The following is a 24,440-nucleotide window of genomic DNA, read 5'->3' on the forward strand; positions in this document are numbered from 1 at the left end:
CGCGCGTGAGCGATAACCGGGACGATCTCGACCTCATGCGCTCGGCCGCCCTGCGCAATGCCAGCAGCGTGCTGGCCGCGCGCCAGCGCGCCGAGGCCGAGCTGATGGCGGCCAAGGAAGCCCTGCGCCAGGCCAACGAGCGCATGGAAAACATGCTCGAAAGCCTGACCGACGCCTTCTGCGCGGTCGACTTCGACTGGCGCATCACCTACATCAACGGCCGCGCGCTGAGCATGCTGGCGCCGCTGAACAAGACCCGCGAGGGTTTGCTCGGCAAGAGCCTGTGGGAAGAATTCGAAGAGCTGCAGGGTACCAACCTGGCGAGCAACCTGCGCCAGGCCATGGACTCGCGCCAGATGGGTACGCGCGAATTCTTTTATCCGCGCCTGGCGATCTGGGTCGAGGCCCGCCTCTATCCGTCGCCCGACGGCCTGACCCTGTATTTCCAGGACATCACCCAGCGCCGCATCGACCAGCAAGCGCTGATCGACGGCAACAGCCGCCTGCAGGTGGCCCTGGCCGCCGGCCGCCTGGGCGACTGGCGCTGGGACGCCGCCAGCGACCGCGTGCTGCTGGGCGAGCGCGCCGCCACCATCCTCGAACTCGAAGCGGAAGTGCCGATCGCCTGGGCCGAACTGCGCGCGCGCCTCGACCAGGCCGACCGCGAGGCGGTGCGGCGCGCCGTGCTGCACGCGTTCGCCACCCACACCGACCTGAACATCGAGTGCCGCCTGCTGCCCGACGGCGGGCAATCGCGCTGGATCGCCCTGGTCGGCCGCGCCGACTACGCCAATCCGGCGCTGCGCGACAGCGTGATCGGCATGACCGGCGTGGTCCAGGACGTGTCGTCGCGCAAGAATGCCGAGGACAGCCTGCGCCAGAGCGAAGAAGTGCTGCGTGCCCTCGCCAACACCATCCCGCAGCTGGCCTGGATGGCCGAGCCCGATGGCGCCATCGTCTGGTTCAACGAGCGCTGGTATGACTACACCGGCACCACCCAGGAAGGCGCGGCCGGCTGGGGCTGGCAACGCACGGTCGACCCCGAGGTGCTGCCCGCCATGCAGCAGCACTGGGCCACCTCGATCCGCACCGGCGAGCCGTTCGAGATGGAATACCCGATCCGCGGCGCCGACGGCCAGTACCGCTGGTTCCTGACCCGCGTGAACGCGGTGCGCGACCGCCACGGCATGGTGGTGCGCTGGTTCGGCACGAACACCGACGTCGACCAGGTCAAGCGCGCCGAGCAGGCCCTGCGCGAGGAATCGAAGGTGCTGGAACTGCTGAACAGCACCGGCAGCGCCCTGGCCTCCACGCGCGATTTGCGCTCGCTGCTGCAGGTGGCCACCGACGCCGCCAGCGGCATCGCCGGCGCCCGCTTCGGTTCCTTCTTCTACCACGGCAAGGAAGGCGAAGGACCGAAGTTTTCGCTGTACACGCTGTCGGGCGCCACCGCCAACGAATTCCAGAGTTTCGGCGAGCCGCATGCCACCGCCCTGTTCGGCCCCAGCTTCCGCGGCGCCGGCCTGGTGCGCTCGGGCGACATCACCGACGACCCGCGCTACGGCCCGACGCCGCCGCAATTCGGCATGCTGTCCGGCCAGCCGGTCGTGAAAAGCTACCTGTCGGTGCCGGTGACGGCGGCCAGCGGCGAAGCCATCGGCACCATGTTCTTCGGCCATCCGGAACCGAACGTGTTCACCGAGCGCACCGAGCGCATCGTGCGCGGCATCGCGGCCCAGGCCGCGGTGGCGCTGGACAACACCCGCCTCTACGAAGCGGCCCAGCAGGCCGCCGAGGAACGCAAGGTGCTGCTCGAGAGCGAGCGCGAGGCGCGCGCCGAGGCCGAGCGCTCGAGCCAGATGAAGGACGAATTCCTGGCCACCCTGTCGCACGAGCTGCGCACGCCTTTGTCAGCCATCCTCGGCTGGGCCCAGGTGCTGCGCCGCGGCGGCAAGGACGAAGCCGACCGCCAGCGCGGCCTGCAGACGATCGAACGCAATGCGCGCGCCCAGGCCCAGCTGATCGAGGACCTGCTCGACATGAGCCGCATCACCTCGGGCAAGGTGCTGCTCGACATCCAGACCCTGGCGCCGAGCAGCTTCCTCGACGCCGCCATCGAGACCGTGCGTCCGGCGGCCGACGCCAAGAACATCCGCCTGGAAAAGCGCTACGACGCCAACCCCGGGATGATCGCCGGCGACCCGGCGCGCCTGCAGCAGGTGGTGTGGAACCTGCTGTCGAACGCGATCAAGTTCACGCCGCGCGATGGCCAGGTGATCGTCGAGCTGGCCCAGCGCGACGGTTCGGTCCTGATCACGGTGCGCGACACCGGCGCCGGCATCAAGCCGGAATTCATCACCCACGTGTTCGAGCGCTTCCGCCAGGCCGACGCCTCGATGACGCGGCGCCATGGCGGGCTCGGGCTGGGCCTGTCCATCGTCAAGCACCTGATCGAGCAGCACGGCGGCACGGTGCGCGCCGAGAGCCCGGGCGAAGGCCTGGGATCGAGCTTCGCGATCGAGCTGCCGCTGGCCAAGGCGGCGCCCGCCACCCGGCGCAGCCGCGCCGGCCTGATCGGCGCCCCGGCGCCGGCCACGCCGGAACTGACCCTGCTCGACCTCACCGGCACCACGGTGCTGGTGGTCGACGACGACCGCGATGCGCGCGAACTGATCGCCCGCATCCTCACCGACTGCCACGCGACGGTGCGCATCGAAGCGAGCGCGCGCGAAGCCTTCGAGGCCCTGCGGACCGATTTGCCCGACCTGTTGATCAGCGACCTGGGCATGCCCGAGGTCGATGGCTTCGAGCTGCTGTCCTGGGTGCGCGGTCTGGGGCGCGACCGCGGCGGCCTGACACCGGCGATCGCCCTGACCGCCTTTGCCCGCTCCGAAGACCGCCTGCGCGCACTGGAGGCGGGCTTCAATTCGCACATTTCCAAGCCCGTGGAACCAAGCGAACTGATCGCTGCCGTGGCATCATTGGTGCGTCCGCCGGCAGGCCGATCAAGATTGTGATGATCCTACCCGCGCACGCGGCGCTGTCCTACAAGAAATTTTAGTGCTTTTGCTAGACTAACCTGGATGGGAAAGTCGGATTCCTTAGTGAAATTTGTGTCCTTCCAGTACCTATTTCGACGAGAGAAGCATGCCGAGCAGACAAGACATTTTGAACGCCAAGATTTTGGTCGTAGACGATTCGCCCGACAATATCGAGCTGATGGAAGAGATATTGTCCGAGGAGGGCTACACCGATGTCAGCTCGACGATGGAGCCTGAACAGGTGTGCCCGCTGCATCGCGAGCATAACTACGACCTGATCCTGCTGGACCTGCAAATGCCCGGCCTGAACGGTTTCCAGGTCATGAAAAGCCTGAAGGAAATCGAAAAAGGCGGCTATTTGCCGGTGCTGGCCCTCACGGCGCAACCGAGTTTCAAGATCGCGGCCCTGGAAGCGGGTGCGCGCGACTTCATCAGCAAGCCCTTCGACCTGCTGGAGGTGCACAAGCGCATCCACAACATGCTCGAGGTACGCCTGCTGTATAAAGAGCTGGCCCAGTATTCGAAAGCCCAGCAGGAACTCGCGCTGCACGACGCCCTCACCGGCCTGCCGAACCGGCGCCTGCTGGAAGACCGCATCGAGACCGCGCTGCAACACGCCAACCGCAGCCACGCCAAGGCCGCGATCATGTACCTGGACCTGGACGGTTTCAAGGCGATCAACGACACCTATGGCCATGCCTACGGCGACGATATCCTGAAGATGGTGTCGCAGCGCCTGCTGTCCACCTCGCGCAAGGAAGACACGGTGGCGCGCCTGGGCGGCGACGAATTCATGGTGGTGCTGGGCGACATCCACAGCCTGGCCGACGCCCAGGGGCCGGCCGCCAAGCTGGTCGAGGCGCTGTCCGAGCCCTATTTCATCAACGACCTGACGCTGCGCCTGTCGACCTCGATCGGCATCAGCATCTACCCGGACGACGCCGAATCGGTGGACGCCCTGATCAGCATTGCCGACTACGCGCTGTACGAAGCCAAGCGCGCCGGCAAGAACCGTTTCTGCTCGACGGCCGGAGGGGCGCGCCAGGTGGCTGCGAAATCGCCCCCAAAGCAGGTGGCTGAGCTGGCTCAGCATCGCTGAAGCCCCGCCAGCCGCCCCGCGCGGACACCCGCCTTCCACGGCGCCGGCCCACCAGCCCGGCGCCGTTTTTATTTGCGTGCCTATCCCGATTACCTGTCATGGCCAGGTAGTTGCACGTAGGGTGGGCGCCCCGTGCCCACGCGTGGACGTTGATCATTGTTAGCTGTCGGACCATACGGAGCTAACACTATTCACACTTCACGCGTGGGCACGGGGCGCCCACCCTACCGGTTCCACGTTGACGTCCCCACAAACGACAACGGCGCCTTGAGGTCCGCGCGATGCGGGCCCCAAGGCGCCGTGGCCTGGAACGGTGTGACTACAACATCAGGCGCTGCCAGGCTCCTTGTCCCTCGTACCGACGCAGGTTTCGCCAACGGCCTGCTCGTTGTGGGCGGCGATCGCAGTCGCGCTCTGGTGGTCGCGGCTGGCGTCGACCTTGTCCGGCGCCACTTCGATGCGGGTGATGCCGGCGTCGACCGAGATCGGGTCGCTAGCCGGGAAGGTCATCTCGACGGCGTCGTCGAGCAGGGTTTCCTTGGCCGCGTCACCCTGCGGCTGGGTTTCGACACCGGCCATCATCTCGATGGCCACTGCATGCGCGACCACCTTCAAGCCGGCCAGCTGGCCAATGGTCGTGACGCCGAATGCGTCTTCCAGGGCCTTGGCCTGGTTCGGGCCGATGCCGCACAGCGCGGTCAGCGGGCAATCCACCAGTTCCTTGAACGATTTGCCGTGGAACTGTTCGTTGACGATGGTATTGATATTCATATTTTTGTCCTTTCAAGTGGGCGCGCCTGTCCTCCATTGACACGGTTGAACTGGACACGCTTCGACTATCGCATAGCCCCATGAAACCGTATGTGCGGTGCCGTACACGAAGCGCGCAAGGCCGGCCATGCAGGCTGCAAAAGCCCGCACGATTGCCCACGAACATTGCAAATTGCCGTGATATTATTCGACGCCGCTCAGCCGTGTGTTTACCATTGGAAAGCGGTCACGCTCTGCTATCCTTCGCATTGGTATCCTTTGCATCGATATCCGTATCAAGCGGCAGAGCCAACGCCATGTGTCCCGACAAACGCAGCAGGAACGACGTGTTCACCACCGACAAACCGAAGATCTTGGTCGTCAACGACGACGCGGCCAGCCTGCTGGCACTTACCAGCCTGCTCGACCAGTGGGCCGACGAAACCGGCTACACGGTGCTCTCGGCGCGCTCGGGCCAGGACGCGCTGCGCCAGGTGCTGCTGCACGACTTCGCCGTCATCATCCTCGACGTCAACATGCCGGGCATGGACGGCTTCGAGACCGCCGAAGCGATCCACCAGCGCGCGCGCTCGGCCGACATCCCGATCATTTTCGTGACCGCCTTCCTGGCCGACGAGATCGACCGCCTGAAGGCTTACCAGCGCGGCGCCGCCGACTTCCTGTTCACCCCGGTGATTCCGCAGATCCTGCACGCCAAGGTGTCGGTGTTCGTGGCCCTGGCCAACAAGAACGAGCAACTGCGGCGCCAGACCGAGGATTTGTCGCAACGCACCCTCGAACTGACCGCGACCAACGAGCGCCTGATGCGCGAGATCGAGGACCGCCAGGCGGCCGAGCGCACCAGCCATGCCAAGGACGAATTCCTGGCCATGCTGGGGCATGAACTGCGCAACCCGCTGTCGGCGATCAGCAGCGCCGCCGCCCTGATCGACATGCCCGGCGCCGGCCTGGAAACGGCCAGCCGCGCGCGCCAGATCATCGGGCGCCAGAGCCAGCATTTGTCGCGCATCGTCGACGACCTGCTCGATTTGTCGCGCGCGATGTCGGGCAAGATCCTGCTGGCGCGCCGCCCGGTGGACATGGCCAGCCTGGTCGGCGCCTGCCTCGACACCTTCCGCGCCACCGGCCGCACGTCGGGCTACCGCATCGACGTCGACCTGGCGCCGAACTGGGTCGACGGCGACCCGACCCGGCTGGAACAGATCGCCACCAACCTGATCGACAACGCCCTGAAGTACACGCCAGCCGGCGGCAGCATCGACATCCGCATCGGCGCCGAGGATGACGAAGTGCTGCTGACGGTGAGCGACACCGGCGTCGGCATCGGGCCCGAGCTGCTGCCGCATGTGTTCGACGTGTTCGTCCAGGGCAGCATCAGCCTCGATCGCGCCCAGGGCGGGCTCGGCATCGGGCTGTCGCTGGTGCGCCGCCTGGTCGAGCTGCACGGCGGCAGCGTGTCCGCCACCAGCGCCGGCGGCGGCGCCGGCAGCTGCTTCACGATCCGCCTGCCGCGCGCCGAACCGGCCGAGGCGAGCGCGCCGGCCGCGAGCGTGTCGGAAACGGCCTGCGCCAAGCCGGCCGTGCTGCTGATCGAGGACAACGAAGACGGCCGCGAAATGATGGCGACCATGCTCGACGTCTACGGCTACCCGGTGCTGCAGTCGGCCGACGGGCTCGATGGGGTGCAGCAGGCCTTGACGCAGCTGCCGAAGGTGGCGTTGGTCGATATCGGGCTGCCGGGGATCGACGGCTATGAAGTGGCGCGCCGGCTGCGGGCGAATCCCGAAACCCGGGCGATGCGCCTGATCGCCCTGACCGGGTATGGGCTGGCCGAAGACCAGCGCCGGGTGCTGGAGGCGGGGTTCGACATGCACCTGGTGAAGCCGGTGGATATTGCGCAGTTGCTGGGGGCGCTGGGGGAGCCGGCGCCATTGCGGGCTGCGGCCGGGTGAACGGCGCCGCGGGCTGCGACCGGGGGAATGGTGGGTTTCGTAGGGTGGGCATTCGTAGTGCTGGCATTTAGCCAGCCCTACTGCCCACGCTGTCTCATCGATTGAACATCGGCGATGTGGTTTCGGCCGGGGGGCATGACCCTCCAGACACGTTGTCGGCCTGCCCTTGGCGCGGCTGTCACCATGCCGGCTTCCGCGTGGGCACGGGGTGCCCACCCTACGTTCGCCCTCCGGACACGGTACAGGGACACCGCGCACGCCTCCGATACGGCCGTCACCATGCCGGCCGTAACCGGGCCGATCCTTACATCGACGCTTCGATCTCTTCCTGCCGCTTCTTCATCTCTTCCCCCAGCACGCCCAGGTCCAGCTTCAGCTTGCGCGTTTTCGGGAACATTTCCTTCTCTTCTTCCTCGACGTGGTGGTCGATCATCTCCGACAGCACCTTGACCTTGGCGTCGTACAGGTCGTCCTCGGGGCTCATTTCCCGGATCTGGGCGATCAGGTCCTTGGCCGAGGCGTGCTCCACGATCGCTTCGTCGACCATGTCCTCGGTCTCCTCTTCTTCGCCGCCGGCCGCGCGGGTGGCCGGATAGAAGATCTCTTCCTCGATCATGGTGTGCATGGTCAGGGCATTGCAGATCTCGTCGGCCAGCTGTTTTTTCTTGTCCTTGGCGTTGTCGCCCAGTTTGTCGAATTGCTCGAACAGCTCCTCGACTTCGCGGTGTTGTTTGGTCAGCAGGTCGACGGCGTCGATGGTGCCGGTGGTCGGTTTGGTTGCCATGTGAGCTCCTTGTTGGTGATCAATATAGTAATTTTGACTACACCTCCAGCCTGATCCGAAATGCGCAGCCCTACTGTTCGGAAGCGCACGCTGGACGTCAACGTGGCGTCAGTGCGCGCTTCCCGGGCGACTCTGTTGTATGATTTGGGAAACATTTAACCGAGCCGACGATGACCGCACCGGACCCGCACCACCCCGACCCGGAACTGGATCGCAAGGTGGCCGAACGCACCGCCGAACTGACCGAACTGGTTGGCCACCTGATGAGCTGCTGGGACGAGGAGCGCCGCCTGCTGGCGCGCAAGCTGCACGACAGCCTCGGCTCGTCGATGACGGCGCTGACCATGCACCTGGGCCTGCTGGCCAAGAACCTCACCGAAGACAAGGCCAGGGACCGCGCCGCCCAGATGAAAGGCCTGCTCAACAACATCATCGAGACCAACCGCAAGGTGCAGCTGGGCCTGTGGAACGACAAGCTGGAATTCCTGGGCATCAAGGCTGCACTGACGGAACTGGTGGCCGAATTCGGCCAGGAACATGGCCTGCAAGCCAGCGCCAGCCTGCCCGACGACGACGACGGCTATGCGCGCCCCCAGGGCGTGGCCCTGCTGCGCTGCGCCGAGGAAGGCCTGCGCAACGTGCTGCAGCATGCCCGGGCCGGCAAGGTCGAGGTGATCCTGGACGACGACGGCGAGCAACTGATGCTGACCGTGCGCGACGACGGCATCGGCTTGCCGCAGGGTGCGGCGCCGTCGGAATCGCTGAACTGCCATGGCCTGCGCCTGCTGCGCGAGCGTGCACGCGTGCTCGGCGGGCGCCTGACGCTGGCGCCGCGGCCGGAGGGCGGCACGGCGCTGACCATGGTGTTGCCGCGGCAGCTGCCGGGCGCGTAAGAAGCAAACGCAAAAAAGGCCGGCATTGCCGGCCTTTTTCTTTGCGGGATGCGGTATCAGTGCAACTTGACCAGCGGCGTGGTGCGCCGGATCAGGAAGCGCGCGATGGCCAGCACGCCGGTGCGCATTGAGCCGAGCACGGCCTGGTGGTGCATCAGGTGCAGGCTGGTGTACATGAAGCGCGCGATCATGCCTTCGACGAACCAGCTGGTCCCGCGCAGCGAACCCATCAGGTTGCCGACACTCGTCGTCTTGCCGAGCGATACCAGCGAGCCGTAGTCGCGGTAGCGATACGGTTTCTCGTCGACCGGCTTGCCGGCGGCGCTGCGCAGGAAACCCTTGAGCAGGTAATCGGCCTGCTGGTGCGCGGCCTGGGCGCGCGGCGGCACCGGTTTGCCGGATTCGTCGATGCAGGCGGCACAGTCGCCCAGCGCGTACACGCCGGGTACGCCCTTAACCCGCAGCTGCGCGTCGACCTCGATCTGGCCGCCCTTGTTGGTCGGCAGGCCCAGGGTGGACAGGAATTCCGGCGCGCGGATGCCGGCCGCCCACACCACCAGGTTGGCCGGATACACGTTGCCGGCGTTGTCGAGCACCTTGTCCGGGTCGATCTGCGTCACGCGGCAATCGGTCACCACCTGGATGCCGCGCTCGCCCAGCAGTTTCAGGGCCGAGGCCGAGACCCGCTCGGGCAGCGGCGCCAGGATGCGCGGCGCGCCTTCGAGCAGGGTGATGCGCACGTCGCGCTTGACCTGCAGGCGCGAGAAGCCATAGGTGGCATACACGCCCGAGGCTTCGCGCAGCTCGGCCGCCAGCTCGACGCCGGTGGCGCCGCCGCCGATGATCACCACGTCGAGGGCGGCCACCGCGTCCGGACGCTCCTCGCGCGCCTGCTCGGCCACCGCCATCAGGCGCAGCAAACGCAGGCGGAAGCGCTCGGCGTCCTCGGTGGCGTTCAGCGAGATCGTGTGTTCGCGCGCGCCCGGCACGCCGAAATAGTTCGAGGTGCTGCCGACCGCCATCACCAGCGAACCATATTCGATGTGGCGTTCGTGCAGCACGTCTTCGCCATCGGCCGCCCGCACGGCGCCGACCGTGATGCGGCGCGTGTTCGTGTCGAGCGCGGTCATGGGGCCGTAGACGAAGGTGAAGCCGTTATCGTGGGCCAGCATCTGGTAGGACAGGCCTTCCTGGTGGATGTCCAGGGTGCCGGCCGCCACCTCGTGCAGCGAGGGCTTCCAGATGTGATACAGCCGGGTATCGACCAGCAATACCTTCGACGGCCCCAGCTTGCGCCCCAGTTTGCAGGCGAGCTCCAGCCCGCCTGCCCCACCACCCACGATCACGATTTCACTTCGCAAAACTAACCTCCAGTCCGTATGTACCTTGTTACGGGCGCAAGTCTACACCGGCAGGGGAAATCGCGTGGCGCGCACCCCGAAATCGGAGGTCATGCGGAGAGTCGATGCGTGGGCTTGTCCGCTCCTCAACGGCCGTGACCGTGACCGCGGTCGTGGCGGTCATGGCCGCGGTCGTGTCGATCGTGGCCGCGGTCGTGTCGATCATGGCCGCGGCCGTGGTGGTCGCGGCGGTCATGGTGGTCCGGGCGGCCGTGGTGGTGTTCCGGGCGGTAGTGGCGCTCGCGCCAGCGCGGTGCATAGGTGTTGGTGTACCAGTCGTCGCGCACGAACATCACCGGGCGGCCGCAGGCGTCGTAGCGGCCGCAGTAGCGCTTCCAGTTGCTGCGGTGACCGGCCGGCACGCGCAGGTAGATCGGCTCGACGCGTACGTGGCGCACTTCGCGCACGATCACCGGACGTTCGTAGATGACGGGCGGGCGGCCGTAGTCGGCGATGTCGAGGCGGCCGTAGAAGCCGGGCTGGCCGATGTTGATGCTGACGTTGGTGGCGGCCAGGGCCGGCAGTGCGGAAGCGGCCAGGGCGACGCCGGCGACCAGGAGTTTGAATGGGGAAGTCATGAGCGGTCCTCTTCGATACTTGTGTAAATGAACTTTATCAGCTGAAACGTAACTTCTTGGTATGCTGAAACACACATTTACACATGCCGCGCGGAATTCGCGCTGTGGTACGGATGCGACGGGAGCATCGCTAGAATCGGCCCAACACATTCAGCATGGAGGATGTCATGTCGCACCAGCGTCTTACGGTGACCTTCGCCGGTCTGCTTGCCGGCCTGCTCGCCGCAGTCAGTGCCCAGGCCCAGGTCGGCGCCTCGCTCGACCTCGGCAGCACCGGCGTCGGCGCCCACCTGGCCTTCGGCTTCAGCCCCAGCCTCAACGGCCGCCTCGGCGTCAATTACTTCAAGCACGACTTCACGGAACGCTCGGGCCGCATCGAGTACGACCTCGACGGCAAGCTGCAGAGCGTCGACGCCCTGCTCGACTGGTATCCGCGCGCCGGCAGCCCTTTTCGCATCACCGGCGGCGTGTTCTACAACGATACCCGCTTCGACGCCCTCGCCACGCCGGACCTGAACGGCACCTTCAACCTGAACGGACGCCCGTACACGGCGGCCGAGGTCGGCGTGCTGGTCGGGAAGGTCGACTTCCGCAAGGCCGCGCCCTACATCGGCATCGGCTGGGGCAATGCCCTGGCTACCGAGCGCGGCTGGAGCTTCGGCGGCGACCTCGGCGCCTTTTACCAGGGCAAGGCGCGCGTCAGCCTGCGCAGCGTCAACTGCACGGTCCAGACGGCCCTGTGCAACCAGCTTGCCGGCGACGTGGCGGTGGAAGAAGCGCGCCTGGCCGACGAAGCCTCGGACTACAAGGTCTATCCGGTGCTGCGCGCCAGTGTGTCTTACCGCTTCTGAGCGGGCGTGCGCGGCCGGCGGCTGAAACACCGTATGATGGGCGCCAAGGAGATCGCCATGAAAATCCCTGTCCTGCGCTGGTCCGCCCTCGCCCTCGCCCTTGCCTGCCTGCTTGCCAGCGGCTGCAAGGATCGACACGAACCGGCGAAGCCGACCGCGCCCGCCGTGGTGGACCGCTTCCTGGATGTCTAGCACCGCCTTCGCCGCGGCGGATTCCACGCGTTGTTACGCCGGCCGGCGCGCGGCACGGTAAACTGTCGGCTATTCACAATTAGCCCAAGGTTTCCATGTCGTTTGCCTCGCTCGGCCTGATCGACCCGATCGCCCGCACCCTCGAAACGCTCGAATACAAGAACCCGACGCCGGTCCAGGCCCAGGCGATTCCCGCCGTGCTGGCCGGGCGCGACGTCATGGCCGCGGCCCAGACCGGCACCGGCAAGACCGCCGGCTTCGCCCTGCCCCTGCTGCAACGCCTGGTCATGGAAGGCACGCCGCTGGCCGGCAACACGGCGCGCGCGCTGGTGCTGGTGCCGACGCGCGAGCTGGCCGAGCAGGTGCACGACAGCTTCAAGGCCTACGGCGCCAGCCTGCCGCTGCGCACCATGGTGGCCTACGGCGGCGTCAGCATCAATCCGCAGATGATGCGCCTGCGTAAGGGTGTCGATCTGCTGGTGGCCACGCCCGGCCGCCTGCTCGACCTGCACCGCCAGAACGCGCTGAAGTTCAACGCGACGCAGATGCTGGTGCTGGACGAAGCCGACCGCATGCTCGACCTCGGCTTCTCGCGCGAGCTCGACCAGGTGCTGGCGGCGCTGCCGAAAAAGCGCCAGACCCTGCTGTTCTCGGCCACCTTCTCGGACCCGATCCGCGCCCTGGCCGCCAAGCTGCTGGTCGATCCGGTCAGCATCGAGACCGCGCCGCGCAACACCACGGTCAAGGCCATCAAGCAGTGGGCGGTGCCGGTCGATAAGAAGCGCAAGCCGGAACTCTTCCTGCACCTGCTGAAGAAACACGGCTGGGGCCAGGTACTGGCCTTTGCCAAGACGCGCCGGGGCGTGGACGAACTGGTGGCCCTGCTCGAAGCGAAACGCATCGCCGTCGATTCCATCCACGGCGACAAGCCGCAGCCGGCGCGCCTGCGCGCACTCGAGCGCTTCAAGGCCGGCGAAGTGAAGGTGCTGGTGGCCACCGACGTCGCCGCGCGCGGGCTCGACATCGACGACTTGCCGGTGGTGGTGAACGTCGATTTGCCGATCGTGGCCGAGGATTACGTGCACCGCACCGGCCGCACCGGGCGCGCCGGCGCTTCCGGCGAAGCGGTGTCGCTGGTCTGCGCCGACGAAGTGCAGCAGCTGGCGGCGATCGAGATGCTGACCAAACAAAACCTGAAGCGGGTCGAGGAAAGCGGCTTCGAGCCCGACCACCGCGTGCCGGAGACGAACGCCAGCGGCCAGGTCGTCAAGAAACCGAAGAAGCCGAAGAAACCCAAGGGCGATGCGCGCGGCGAGCAGCGCGTGGTGACCGAGGACGTGCGCTTCCGGCGCTGAACGCGGCGCAATGAAATAAAATTTCACCGGAGGGCATTTGGTGAAATTTTATTCCAGCGGCAGCCGCAGCTTGCGTACGCCCTCTTCCCCGGTCGGCGTCACCTCGAAGCCGAGTTTCTTCACCAGCCCGATCATGCGGCTGTTCTGCGGCAGCACCTCGCCGACGATCTCGCGCGTGCCGCGCGCACGGCAGTAGGCGATCAGCTTTTCCATCAGGATGCGGCCCAGCCCCATGCCCTTCAGGTCGGAGCGCACGGTGACGGCGAATTCGGCCGAGGTGTTGTCCGGATCGGCCACCACGCGCCCCACTGCCAGCGTCTCGGCCTGGCCGTCCGGCCCGGGGCGGGTGGCGATGAAGGCCATCTCGCGGTCGTAGTCGATCTGGGTGAAGCGCGCCAGCTGCGAAGGCTGGAGTTCGCGGATGCGCACGAACATGCGGTAGCGGATGTCGTCGGGCGTCAGCGCATCGAAGAATTTCAAATGCGCCGGCCCGTCTTCCGGCCGCACCGGACGCAGCAGCAGCGAGCCGCCCTGCCAGGGGATGGTCTGCTCCAGCTCGCGCGGATAAGGGCGGATCGCCAGCCGGTCGAGCGTGCTGCCGGAACGGTCGGCCATGGCCAGGCGCATGCGCGCGTCCAGCACCACGGCGCCGGCAGCGTCGGCGATCAGCGGGTTGATGTCGAGTTCGACGATCTCCGGAATGTCGGACACCAGGCGCGCCACCTGCACCACGGTGGCGAGGATCGCGTTCATGTCGGCCGCCGGGCGATTCCGGTAGCCGGCCAGCAGGCGCGCCACGCGCGTGCGCTCGACCAGTTCGCGCGCCAGCACCGCGTTCAGCGGCGGCAGCGCCACCGCGTGGTCGTCGGTGACTTCCACCGCCACGCCGCCCTGGCCGAACAGGATCACCGGACCGAACACCGGGTCGGTGGCCGCGCCCAGAATCAGTTCATGGCCTTCGGGCCGGCGCGCCATCGCCTGCACCGAAAAGCCCTCGAAGCGCGCGTCGGGCCGCAGCTCGGCCAGCTGGCGCCGCACCCGTCCGGCCGCGGCGCGCACGGCCTGCTCGGAATCGAGGTCGAGGGCGACGCCGCCGACGTCCGACTTGTGCATCACGTCGGGCGAGAGGATCTTCACGGCCACCGGAAAGCCGATGCTCTTCGCGGCCGCCACCGCTTCGTCGACGTCGGCGGCGCGCCGCGTTTCGACCAGCGCCATGCCGTAGGCGCGCAGGATGGCCTTGGTCTCGGGGTCGGACAGCAGGTAGCGCCCCGCCGCCAGCGCCTCGCGCACCAGGGCGCGCGCGGTGGCGCGGCCCGACTCCAGCGTGCGCGAGATCGAGGGCGGCACCTGCATCAAGAGATTCTGGTTCTGGCGGTAATGCACGATCTGCAGGAAGCCAGCCACCGCGTCCTCGGGCGTGTCGAAGGTCGGCATGCCGGCGCTTGACGCGATCTCGCGCGCCGCGCTCACCGAATCGCCGCCCAGCCAGCACGAGAGCACGTTGCGCGAGCTGCCGCGCGCCAGCGGCGCGATGGCGCGCGCGATGTCGGCCGGGTCGACGGTGGCGGTGGGCGAGTGCACCACCAGCACCGCATCCGCGCCCTTGTCCTGCAACAGGATCTCCAGGGCCTGGCGGTAGCGTTCCGGTTCGGCGTCGCCCAGCAGATTCACGGGATTGGCGCGCGGCGGGCTGGCCGGCAGCAGCGCGGCCAGGCGTTCGACCGATTCCGGCGCCAGCCCGGCGGCAATGCCGCCGCCGCACACCAGGGCGTCCAGCGCCAGCACGCCGGGGCCGGCGCCGTTCGACAGGATCAGCAGGCGCTCGCCGTACAGCGGCTTGGCGTGGGCCAGGGTCTCGACCGCCGAGAACAGCTGCTCGGTGGTGAACACGCGCAGCATGCCGGCGCGCCGGATCGCGGCGTCGAACACGTCGTCGGCGCCGGCCAGCAGCCCGGTTTCGCTGGCGGCGGCGCGCACGCCGTTCGCCACCCGGCCCGCCTTCAGCACCAGGGTCGGTTTGCTGCGCGCCGCCGCCCGCGCCGCCGACATGAACTTGCGCGCATAGCGCAGGTGTTCCACATACAGCAGGATCGAGCCGGTGGCGCCGTCGCTGGCCAGGTAATCCAGTACGTCTCCCAGGTCGACGTCGCTGGAGTCGCCCAGCGCGATGAAATGGGAAAAGCCGATGCCGCGCGAACGGGCGCGGTCCAGCACCCCGTTCATCAGGGCGCCGGACTGCGAGACAAAGGCGATCCGCCCCGGCAGCGCACCGCTGTGGGCGACGCTGGCGTTCAGGCCGAGGGCGGGCGACAGCAGGCCGGCGCTATTCGCCCCGAGGATGCGCAGCAAATACGGATGGGCGGCGTCGAGCATCGCCTGCTTCACCGAGCGGCCGCGCTCGTCGCGCGCTTCGGCCAGGCCGGCGCTGAGCACGATCGCGGCGCGCGTACCCTGTTCGCCGAGCTGACGGATGATCGCCGGGACGGTGGCGGCCGGGGTACAGATGATGGCGAGGTCGGGCGCGGCCGGCAGGTCGGCCACGCCCGCGTACACCGGCTGGCCGTTCAGCTCCGCGTACTTCGGATTGACCGGATACACCGGGCCCTTGAAGCCGCCCGCGGCCAGGTTGGCCAGCAGCGTGGCGCCGAGGCTGCCCGGCCGCTCCGAGGCGCCGATCAGGGCCACCGAGCGCGGCGCGAACAGGCTGTGCAGGTTGCGGGTGCTCATGCGGCGCTGTCCTCGCGCTTGGGCAGGGACAGGGGCAGCGGGGCAAGCGTGCCCGGCGAAACCGGCGAATTGGCTAGACTGGGCTTCACCACCAACTTGATCTCCTCATCGCAGCAACATCCATGTCCGATAACAAGAACACCGCACCCGCCACCGACAGCCGCAAGGTCATTTACGCCGCCATCGTCGCCAACCTCGGCATCGCCGCCGCCAAATTCACGGTCGCCGCCGTCACCGGCAGCGCCGCCATGCTGGCCGAGGGCATCCACTCGGCGGTCGACACCGGCAACGAACTCCTGCTGCTGGTCGGCGAAAAGATCGCCGGCCGCAAGCCCGACGCGCGCCACCCCTTCGGCTACGGCAAGGCCGTGTATTTCTGGGCCCTGATCGTGGCCTTGTCGGTGTTCACGCTGGGCGGCGGGCTGTCGATCTACCACGGCATCCACAGCCTGCAGGAACCGGCGCCGCTCGAAGACCCGTTCTGGAACTACGTCGTGCTCGGTGTCGCCTTCCTGTTCGAAGGATACAGCTGGAACGTTTCGCGGCGCGCACTGAACAGCAACCGCCTGCCCGGCGCCACGCTCTGGCAAACCGTCAAGGCCAGCAAGGACGCCTCGGTGTTCACCGTCTTCATCGAGGATAGCGCCGCCCTGATCGGCATCCTGGTGGCGGCCGGCGGCATCTGGCTCGGACACCTGCTGGACAATCCGTATATCGATCCGGCCGCCTCGATCGCCATCGGCCTGCTGCTGGTGGGCGCGGCCTGGACCCTGGCGCGCGAGACCGGCGGCCTGCTGGTGGGCGAAAGCGTGGGAGTGGAGCAGACCGGCCAGCTGAAGGAATTGTTCCAGGCCGATCCCGACCTGGAAACCGTGGGCCAGCTGATGACCATGCAGCTGGGGCCGGACGACGTGCTGCTGACGGCCGCCGTGCGCTTCCGGCGCGGCATGCGCATCGACGAGGTCGATCTCGCCATCGCCCGCCTGGAACGCGCGGTGCGCGCTGTCGATCCGGCGATCCGGCGCGTTTATTTCGAGGCGGCGGCGCTGCGCTCGGCGAGCCGGTAGCGGCGCTCGGGCAAGGCCCGCAGCAGCGCCGACTGCGCCAGCAATGCGGCCATCAGTTCCTCGACCAGCAGCACGACATCGTGCTGGTGGAAGGCGGCCAGCGCCGGCAGCTGCGGCACGCCGGCCTGCAGCGCGTGGGCGCCCGCCAGCGTGGCCACCGGCACCGCGGCCAGGGCGCCGCCGCCGGGCAGGTTGCCGCTCACGAAGCGCACGCGGTACTGGCGGTCGACCAGCATGGTGCCGCCCAGGAAGCGCTCGATACCCATGTCGAACAGGACGTGCCGCACCACCTCGACGGCGCGGTCGGCGAGTTCGCGCCGGTTCTTGCGGCGGCGCGGAATCAGGAGCTGGGCGATCCAGGCCATCTGCGTGGTCCTTTGTTTAACAGGTATTGATCAACAGGCAACATGTTAGCAGCCTGTATTTATGCTGACAATCGGCAACTATCGACAAAGGCGCTTGCCGTCGTATCGATGAGACAGCGTGCTAGAATAATCGCGTGAATACCCTCTTGCGCACCCTGACCCTGTGGCTGGTCCTGCTGGCGGTTCCCTTCCAGGGAGTCGCCGCGGCGGCCATGCTCGGCTGCGCAACCGGCCACATGCCGCCGGCGCCGCCCGCTGCCATGCCGGCGGGCGCCGGGCACGCCCATCACGGGATGCACGGCATGCCCGGCATGCACGGTGGCGAACACCACGCCACGCCTGCCGCCGATGCCGGCGCCGGCCACCACGCGACGCAGCACCATGGCACTGCCAAGTGCGGCGCCTGCTCGGCCTGCTCGATCGGGGCGGCAATCGCGCCCGCGCCCGTCCTCGCCCTGCCCGTGCACGCGCCACCGCGCCTGGCAGCCTTCTTCTCGAACAGCCTGCTGCCCTCGGTCGACCTGGCCCTGCCCGAACGGCCTCCCCGCTTCCTCCTCGCCTGATGTGCCTGTTGCCGCGCCGATCGACGCGCGGCCCTGTCATTTGTCACCAGAGAGGATTCCATGTCATTCGCCATCTCGCGCAGTGCGCCTGCCTGCGCGCTCCTGAGCTGCCTGCTGGCCGCCGCCGCGCACGCCGGTAGTCAGTCTACCGCCTTGCCCGCCGCCAACCCCGACGCGCCGGTGCCGCCGACGCGCTACCAGTCAAGCACCGCCTACCAGCCGCTCGCCGCCGAACCGGCCACGCCCGACCAGGCCTGGCGCGAACAGAACCGCATCGTCGGCGCCGGGCCGGGGCGCGATCACACAACGCATGGCCACGCCGGGCATGCCATGCCGCAGGCGGCACCGGTTGATCCGCACGCCGGCCACGCCGGGCACGCCATGCCGCAGGCGGCGCCGGTTGATCCGCATGCCGGCCACGCCATGCCCGCCGCCGCTGCCGCCGCTGCCGCCGATCCGCACGCCGGGCACACGATGCCGGTCCCTGCTCCTGCCCCGGCACAGGCCGATCCGCATGCCGGCCACGCAATGCATCATGCGGCGCCGGCTCCGGCCGCCCACCAGCACGAGGGGCACCACTGATGTCCGCCTCCCTTCTCATCCGCAGCGCGCTGGCAGCCGGCGCCGCGCTGCTGGCCGGCTGCGCCGCGGTGGCCCCGGATGGCGGATTCGCCGCCGTCGCCGACAGCGCCCGCGCCCGCAGCGGCGCCGAGGCGAAGCTGGTCCGCAGCGAGGCCGACGAGCGCGCCGTGGCCGACACGGTCCGCTCCCTGCTCGCGCAGGCGCTCGGCCAGGACGCAGCGGTGCGCATCGCCCTGCTGAACCATCCCGGCCTGCAGGACAGCTACTGGGAGGTCGGCATCGCCCAGGCCGACCTGGCCCAGGCCGCGCGCCTGCAGAATCCCGGCTTCGGCTTCAAGCGCACGGCCGGCGGCGGCGCCGTCGAGATCGAGCGCACGCTGACCCTCAGCCTGGTGCAGGCGCTGACCCTGCCCCTGTCGCAGCGCCTGGAACACGCGCGCTTCGAAGCGGCGCAGCTGCGTGTCGGCCTTGCCATCGAACGCCATGCCCTGGAAACCCGCCGCGCCTGGGTCGAGGCGGTGGCCGCGCGCCAGGGCCTGGACTACGCCCGGCGCGTGAACGCCGCCGCCGAGGCCAGCGCCGCGCTGAGCGGCCGCATGCGCCGCTCCGGCAACGCCAGCGCCCTCGACAGCGCACGCGAGCAGCTGTTTTACGCCGAAGCCGCGGCCGGCGTCATGCGCGCCGAGCAGCAGGTGGTCGCCAGCCGCGAACGCCTGGCGCGCCTGCTCGGCCTGTGGGGCGAGCAGGCCAACTACACCCTTCCCGAACGCCTGCCCGATCTGCCCGCTGCGCCGCTCGACGCCAGCGAGACCGAGCGTCTCGCTGTGGAACGCCGCCTCGACGTGCAGGCGGCGCGCCAGGAAGCGGCGGCCCTTGCCGCCAGCCTGGGGCTGACCCGCAGCACGCGCTTCATCAACGTGCTCGACCTCGGCCTCGAACGCAAGAGCGAGACCGGCGAACCGCGCGCGCGCGGCTATGAGGTGTCGCTGGAACTGCCCCTGTTCGACTGGGGCGACGCCCGCGTCGTCCGCGCCGAAGGCGTCTACATGCAGTCGCTGCGGCGCGTCGCCGAAACCGCGATCAATGCGCGCAGCGAAGCGCGCGAACGCTACCTGGCCTACCGCAACAGCTGGGACCTGGCGCGCCACTACCGCGACGAGGTCCTGCCGCTGCGCAAGAAGATTTCTAGCGAAGTCCTGCTGCGCTACAACGGCATGCTGGCCAGCCCCTTCGAACTGCTGGTCGACGCGCGCGAGCAGGCCGGCGCCGTGAACGCCGCCATCGACGCGCTGAAGGATTTCTGGCTCCAGGAAGCCGAACTGCAGCTGGCCCTCGGCGGCCCGGCCGCACCACATCAGGAGGAACACGCACCATGACCACCCGCAGAGCATTCCTCGGCGGCGCCACCACCCTGGTCGGCGCGGCCGCCGTCAGCCGTGCCGGCGCCGCCGGCCTGCCCGAAGCGCCCTATCGAACGCAAGGCGCCACCGCCGCGCCGCTGGCGCCGCCGAACGGCCGCCCCTACAATCCGGTCGTCACCCTGAACGGCTGGTCCCTGCCCTGGCGCATGCAGGACGGCGTCAAGGAGTTCCACCTGGTGGCCGAACCCGTGGTGCGCGAGCTCGCGCCCGGCATGCAGGCGAACTTGTGGGGCTACAACGGCCAGAGCCCGGGCCCGACCATCGAAGTGGTCGAGGGCGACCGCGTACGCATTTTCGTCACCAACAAGCTGCCCGAGCACACCAGCGTCCACTGGCATGGCCAGATCCTGCCCTGCGGGATGGACGGCGTGACCGGCCTGACCCAGCCCGGCATCGCCCCGGGCAAGACCTTCGTGTACGAGTTCGTGGCGCGCCATGCCGGCACCTTCATGTACCACCCGCATGCCGACGAGATGCAGCAAATGGCGATGGGGATGATGGGCTTCTGGGTCACCCACCCGAAGGACCCGCGCCAGCACGCGGTCGAGCGCGACTACGTAATGCTGCTCGGCGCCTTCGACATCGAGCCGGGCAGCTACACGCCGCGCACCAACACCATGCTCGACTTTAATTTGTGGACGATGAACAGCCGCGTCTTCCCCGGCGTCGACCCGATGGTGGCGCGCCTGGGCGACCGGGTGCGCATCCGCGTCGGTAACCTGACCATGACGAACCACCCGATCCACCTGCACGGACACCGCTTCGAGGTGAGCTGCACCGACGGCGGCTGGGTGCGGCCGGAGGCGCGCTGGCCGGAAGTGAGCGTCGACGTCGCCGTGGGCCAGATGCGCGCGATCGAGTTCGTGGCCGACAATCCGGGCGACTGGGCCTTCCACTGCCACAAGGCGCACCACACCATGAACGCCATGGGCCATGAGGTGCCGAACCTGATCGGGGTCGACCACCGCGGCGTGGCCGAGAAGATCAACGACCTGATCCCGGGCTACATGGTCATGGGCGACAAGGGCGGGTCGATGGGCGACATGCAGATGCCGCTGCCCGAGAACACCCTGCCGATGATGACCGGGCGCGGCCCCTTCGGCAACCTGGAGATGGGCGGCATGTTCACAGTACTGAAGATCCGCGAAGGCCTGGCGTGCGGCGACTACCGCGATCCGGGCTGGTACAGGCACCCTGCCGGCACGGTGGCGCGCGAGTGGAGCGGCGCAGTACCGGACGCGCCGCAGGCACCCGGCGCGACGGCTGCGCCTGCGGACGGGGCGGTATCGGCGCGCAAACCGCAGACGCACCGGCATTGAGCTGATTTCGGCGCGTTTTCGGTAGCTTATGCGTGCCGAATTGAAGGAAAGGCTTGAGTATTTGACAATGCCAGCGTCGACTTTCATCCTTTCCTTCCATGCCTTCACTTCGTACCGGAATCCTCTGCGCCGCCACCCTGATTGGCGCCGCCGCTACCCCTGCCCACGCCGCACGCGTACAGGAAGTCAGGATGCAGAACCTGGCCGCCTACCTCGCGCAACACGAGACCGTCGTCGTCCAGTTCACCTCGCCCGACCCCAAGTGCCGCTACTGCATCGGCGCCGACCGGCTGTTCGACCAGGCCGTCGCGCCGGCGCGCGACCCCAAGGTCAAGTACGTCCGGGTGCAGTGGCCGGTGTGGCACAGGTTTCCGGATTTCGGCAGCATCCACAAGCCGATCGGCCTGCCGGATCACATCGTGTTCCAGCGCGGGCGGGCGATCGGAACGATCGCAGGCAGGCAGGACCAACCGGATGGCTTCCTGGCCAAGGTCGCCGAGGTGCGGGCCAATCCGAGAGACCCGAAGGACTTCTACCGCCAGGAACAGCCGGCCGTGCCCGCCGCCCCGGCGGCACCGGCGACGCCGCTGTCGGCCGAGGAAGCACGGCTCACGCGCCTGATGGCGCGCAAGGACCTGCTGGGCGGGATCCTCGGCTTCTGCGCCAACACCTTCCCCGCCACCGCAGCGGCCATGCAGGATGCCTACACGGCCTGGCAGGCCGCGCACAAGACCGGCCTCGACGCGGCGGCCGTGGTCATGCTGACGCGCACCAGCCGGGGCGACGCCGGCGCCGCCAGCACCCTCATGCGCGACGAGCAGGAGCGGCTGCAGGCCTGGACCGTGGGCAGCCTCGGCATCGCCCAGGACCGCAAGCCGAGCGCCGCGGACTGCGAGAAGATCGGGCGCAACCTGAATACGCTGCCCGGGATCGACGCCTGAAGCCTCAGCCGGCCGCGCGCGCCGTCACCGGATAGCCGGCATCGTCGATCGCCGCCGCGATGGTGTCGAGATCGGCGCCGCTGTCGATCTTCACCTTCTTGCTCGGCAGGTCGATCTCGACCTTCGCGGCGGCGTCGATGCCCTGCACGGTCTTGGTCACGCGGCCCACGCAGTGGCCGCAGCTCATGCCTTCGACAGTCAGTTCGTACATGGTGTGTTCTCCTTTCGTTGGGGGCGCAGCGGCCCCGCTGGTTGATGTGTTGTGTGGCGCATGCGCGGCCGGCTGCCAGCGCCGCAGCAGCAGCGCGTTGCCGACCACGCTCACGGAACTGAGCGCCATCGCGGCGCCGGCCAGCATCGGGTTCAGCAGGCCGAACGCCGCCAACGGAATCCCGACCACGTTGTAGGCAAAGGCCCAGCCCAGGTTCTGGCGGATCTTGCGGTAGGTGGCGTGCGACACCGCGATGGCGTCCGCCACCAGCGCCGGATCGCCGCGCATCAGGGTGATGCCGGCGGTATGCATGGCCACGTCGGTGCCGCCCGCCATGGCGATGCCGACGCTGGCCGCGGCCAGGGCCGGCGCATCGTTGATGCCGTCGCCGACCATCGCCACGGTGTGGCCGGCCGCCATCTCGCGCGCCACGTGCCCGGCCTTTTCTCCCGGCAGCACCTGGGCGGCGAAGCGCTCGATGCCGGCTTGCGCCGCCACCGTGCGCGCCGCCCCCGCATTATCGCCGGTCAGCATGATGGTGCGCACACCCAGCGCCTGCAGGCGCGCCACCGCCGCCGGCGCCGTGTCGCGCAGGCGGTCGCCAAAGGCGAGCAGGCCCAGCACCGCCGGTTTGCCCGCGGCGCCGCGCAGCAGCCACGACACGGTGCGGCCTGCGCTTTCGTGGCGCGCCGCCGTTTCTTCCAGCTTGCCGAAAGCGGCGCCGATTTCCTCGACCAGGCGCGCATTGCCCAGCCAGACCTGGGCGCCGTCCACCACGGCGCGCACGCCGCGACCCGGCAAGGCCTGCGCCGCGCCCGCCGGCCCGGGCGCAATGCCGCGTTCGCGCGCCATCTCGCCCACGGCGCGCGCCAGCGGGTGGTCGCTGGTCTGCTGCACGGCGGCGGCCAGCGCCAGCACCAGGTCCGGCTCCTCGCCCTCGACCGCCGCCAGCACCGGCCGGCCCTCGGTCAGGGTGCCGGTCTTGTCGAACACCACGGTGTCGACGGCGTGCGCGGTTTCCAGGGCCTCGGCATCGCGGATCAGGATGCCGTGGCGCGCCGCGGCGCCGGTGCCGACCATGATCGCGGTCGGCGTCGCCAGCCCCAGCGCGCAGGGGCAGGCGATCACCTGTACCGCCACCGCGTTCAGCAGCGCGCCCTGCCAGTCGCCGGTCGCCAGCCACCAGCCGGCAAAGGTGATCGCGGAAATCACCAGCACGGCCGGCACGAACACGGCGCTGACGCGGTCGACCAGGCGCTGGATCGGCGCCTTGACCGCCTGCGCATCCTCGACCTGGCGGATGATCTGCGACAGCAGGGTCGCGGCGCCGACCGCGGTCACGCGCACCAGCAGCAGGCCTTCGCCGTTCACGGCGCCGCCGGTGACGCGCTCGCCCGGCCCCTTCGCCAGCGGCAGGCTTTCGCCGGTGAGCAGGGATTCGTCGACATGGCTGCGGCCCTCTTCCACCTTGCCGTCGGCCGCCACGCGCGCGCCGGGACGCACCACCAGCAGGTCGCCGATGCGCAGCGCGTCGGCATCGACAGGCAGGTCCTGGCCGCCGCGCCGCACCAGGGCCTCGGTGGCGCGCAGCGACTCCAGCGCGCCGATCGCCGCGACGGTCTGGCGCCTGGCGCGCGCTTCCAGCCACTTGCCCAGCAAGACCAGGGTGATGACCACCGCCGAGGATTCGAAATACAGATGCATGGGCCCATGGCTGCCTGCGCCCGCGCCGCCGGCCAGCAGCAGCCAGACCGACAGGCCATACGCGGCGCTGGTGCCGAGCGCGACCAGCAGGTCCATGTTGCCGGCGCCGGCGCGCAGCGCCTTCCAGCCGGCGCGGTAGAAGCGCGCGCCGAGCCAGAACTGCACCGGCGTGGCGAGCAGCCATTGCAGCCAGCCGGGCAGCATCCAGTCGGCGCCGAAGGGGCTGCCCAGGATCGGCAACAACATCGGCAGCAGCAAGGGCGCGCTCAGGAGGGAGGCGGCGGCCACCGGCCACCAGGACGGCAGGCCGCGCGCCGGCGCCGCCGTGCGGGGTTTTACCACCGGGGTGACGGCGGCCTCGTAGCCGGCCTTGCGCACGGCGGCGAGGATGGCGTCGCTGGCGGCGGCGCCGCGTACGCTGGCGCGTTCCAGGGCCAGGTTGACGCTGGCGTCCTCCACACCCGGCACCGCGTGTAGCGCCTTCTCCACACGCGCCACGCAGGATGCGCATGTCATGCCGGAAATATCAAAGCTCGCCTCACCGGGCTTGGCATGCTGTTCGAGGCTGTTGTCCATGGTTCTTCTCCTTCCGATTCTCACAGCATATTCCTTCCCATCGTG

General features: G+C 68.7%; 20 protein-coding genes. 13 read left to right on the forward strand and 7 right to left on the reverse strand.

Translation table 11 applies throughout. The features are described from left to right. Window positions 1-5: 5 nt before the first annotated feature. Window positions 6-3,017: an ATP-binding protein gene (locus QPK31_RS16940; protein WP_290424084.1), complete on the forward strand. Its 3,012-nt coding sequence runs from the start codon at window positions 6-8 to the stop codon at window positions 3,015-3,017. A gap of 130 nt (window positions 3,018-3,147) precedes the next feature. Continuing rightward, on the forward strand, window positions 3,148-4,140 hold the full coding sequence (locus tag QPK31_RS16945; RefSeq protein WP_229435234.1) for a diguanylate cyclase domain-containing protein: 993 nt from the start codon (window positions 3,148-3,150) through the stop codon (window positions 4,138-4,140). A 327-nt stretch (window positions 4,141-4,467) separates the two neighbouring features. Here QPK31_RS16945 and QPK31_RS16950 read toward each other — a convergent pair whose 3' ends face one another. Next, window positions 4,468-4,911, reverse strand: a complete 444-nt coding sequence (locus QPK31_RS16950; RefSeq protein WP_290424085.1) for a hypothetical protein — start codon at window positions 4,909-4,911, stop codon at window positions 4,468-4,470. A 296-nt stretch (window positions 4,912-5,207) separates the two neighbouring features. Between QPK31_RS16950 and QPK31_RS16955 the strand changes: the two genes are divergently transcribed. Further along, on the forward strand, window positions 5,208-6,863 hold the full coding sequence (locus QPK31_RS16955) for a response regulator (RefSeq protein WP_290424086.1): 1,656 nt from the start codon (window positions 5,208-5,210) through the stop codon (window positions 6,861-6,863). A gap of 304 nt (window positions 6,864-7,167) precedes the next feature. On the opposite strand, the gene QPK31_RS16960 is transcribed toward QPK31_RS16955, so the two are convergent. Next, window positions 7,168-7,647, reverse strand: a complete 480-nt coding sequence (locus tag QPK31_RS16960) for a hemerythrin domain-containing protein (RefSeq protein WP_290424087.1) — start codon at window positions 7,645-7,647, stop codon at window positions 7,168-7,170. 170 nt (window positions 7,648-7,817) lie between these two features. On the opposite strand from QPK31_RS16960, the gene QPK31_RS16965 reads away from it, so the two are divergent. Beyond that, window positions 7,818-8,540, forward strand: a complete 723-nt coding sequence (locus QPK31_RS16965; protein ID WP_290424088.1) for a sensor histidine kinase — start codon at window positions 7,818-7,820, stop codon at window positions 8,538-8,540. Window positions 8,541-8,596: 56 nt separating this feature from the next. Here the strand turns inward: QPK31_RS16965 and QPK31_RS16970 are convergent, their stop codons facing one another. Next, on the reverse strand, window positions 8,597-9,901 hold the full coding sequence (locus tag QPK31_RS16970; protein ID WP_290424089.1) for an NAD(P)/FAD-dependent oxidoreductase: 1,305 nt from the start codon (window positions 9,899-9,901) through the stop codon (window positions 8,597-8,599). Window positions 9,902-10,026: 125 nt separating this feature from the next. After that, on the reverse strand, window positions 10,027-10,518 hold the full coding sequence (locus tag QPK31_RS16975; RefSeq protein ID WP_290424090.1) for a hypothetical protein: 492 nt from the start codon (window positions 10,516-10,518) through the stop codon (window positions 10,027-10,029). Between the two features lie 167 nt (window positions 10,519-10,685). On the opposite strand from QPK31_RS16975, the gene QPK31_RS16980 reads away from it, so the two are divergent. The 3 genes from QPK31_RS16980 (at window position 10,686) to QPK31_RS16990 (ending at window position 12,916) form a co-directional block, all read left to right on the forward strand. Then, window positions 10,686-11,369, forward strand: a complete 684-nt coding sequence (locus tag QPK31_RS16980; protein ID WP_290424091.1) for a hypothetical protein — start codon at window positions 10,686-10,688, stop codon at window positions 11,367-11,369. Window positions 11,370-11,426: 57 nt separating this feature from the next. Beyond that, on the forward strand, window positions 11,427-11,561 hold the full coding sequence (locus tag QPK31_RS16985) for a hypothetical protein (protein ID WP_290424092.1): 135 nt from the start codon (window positions 11,427-11,429) through the stop codon (window positions 11,559-11,561). A gap of 95 nt (window positions 11,562-11,656) precedes the next feature. Next, window positions 11,657-12,916 carry a DEAD/DEAH box helicase gene (locus QPK31_RS16990; protein ID WP_290424093.1) on the forward strand — a complete coding sequence of 420 codons (1,260 nt, stop codon included), beginning with the start codon at window positions 11,657-11,659 and terminating at the stop codon, window positions 12,914-12,916. A 48-nt stretch (window positions 12,917-12,964) separates the two neighbouring features. Here QPK31_RS16990 and QPK31_RS16995 read toward each other — a convergent pair whose 3' ends face one another. After that, complete coding sequence (locus tag QPK31_RS16995; protein WP_290424094.1) at window positions 12,965-15,646, reverse strand: bifunctional acetate--CoA ligase family protein/GNAT family N-acetyltransferase; 2,682 nt, start codon at window positions 15,644-15,646, stop codon at window positions 12,965-12,967. A 122-nt stretch (window positions 15,647-15,768) separates the two neighbouring features. Between QPK31_RS16995 and QPK31_RS17000 the strand changes: the two genes are divergently transcribed. After that, window positions 15,769-16,713, forward strand: a complete 945-nt coding sequence (locus QPK31_RS17000) for a cation diffusion facilitator family transporter (RefSeq protein WP_290424095.1) — start codon at window positions 15,769-15,771, stop codon at window positions 16,711-16,713. On the opposite strand, the gene QPK31_RS17005 is transcribed toward QPK31_RS17000, so the two are convergent. After that, window positions 16,674-17,078 (reverse strand): hypothetical protein, encoded by a 405-nt coding sequence (locus QPK31_RS17005; protein WP_290424096.1) that lies wholly within the window; start codon window positions 17,076-17,078, stop codon window positions 16,674-16,676. The two genes, QPK31_RS17000 and QPK31_RS17005, sit on opposite strands and share 40 nt — an antisense overlap. A gap of 134 nt (window positions 17,079-17,212) precedes the next feature. On the opposite strand from QPK31_RS17005, the gene QPK31_RS17010 reads away from it, so the two are divergent. The 5 genes from QPK31_RS17010 (at window position 17,213) to QPK31_RS17030 (ending at window position 21,904) form a co-directional block, all read left to right on the forward strand. Continuing rightward, complete coding sequence (locus QPK31_RS17010) at window positions 17,213-17,641, forward strand: DUF2946 family protein (RefSeq protein ID WP_290424097.1); 429 nt, start codon at window positions 17,213-17,215, stop codon at window positions 17,639-17,641. 60 nt (window positions 17,642-17,701) lie between these two features. Next, window positions 17,702-18,223 carry a hypothetical protein gene (locus tag QPK31_RS17015; protein WP_290424098.1) on the forward strand — a complete coding sequence of 174 codons (522 nt, stop codon included), beginning with the start codon at window positions 17,702-17,704 and terminating at the stop codon, window positions 18,221-18,223. After that, complete coding sequence (locus tag QPK31_RS17020; RefSeq protein WP_290424099.1) at window positions 18,223-19,599, forward strand: TolC family protein; 1,377 nt, start codon at window positions 18,223-18,225, stop codon at window positions 19,597-19,599. Before QPK31_RS17015 ends, QPK31_RS17020 begins: the two co-directional genes overlap by 1 nt. After that, window positions 19,596-20,963 (forward strand): multicopper oxidase family protein, encoded by a 1,368-nt coding sequence (locus tag QPK31_RS17025; protein WP_290424100.1) that lies wholly within the window; start codon window positions 19,596-19,598, stop codon window positions 20,961-20,963. Before QPK31_RS17020 ends, QPK31_RS17025 begins: the two co-directional genes overlap by 4 nt. Window positions 20,964-21,061: 98 nt before the next feature. Next, window positions 21,062-21,904, forward strand: a complete 843-nt coding sequence (locus tag QPK31_RS17030) for a hypothetical protein (protein WP_290424101.1) — start codon at window positions 21,062-21,064, stop codon at window positions 21,902-21,904. Window positions 21,905-21,908: 4 nt separating this feature from the next. On the opposite strand, the gene QPK31_RS17035 is transcribed toward QPK31_RS17030, so the two are convergent. Beyond that, on the reverse strand, window positions 21,909-24,395 hold the full coding sequence (locus QPK31_RS17035) for a heavy metal translocating P-type ATPase (protein WP_290424102.1): 2,487 nt from the start codon (window positions 24,393-24,395) through the stop codon (window positions 21,909-21,911). Window positions 24,396-24,440: the final 45 nt, after the last annotated feature.

This window comes from Massilia sp. YIM B02769, assembly GCF_030411995.1.
Lineage (GTDB): Bacteria > Pseudomonadota > Gammaproteobacteria > Burkholderiales > Burkholderiaceae_D > Telluria.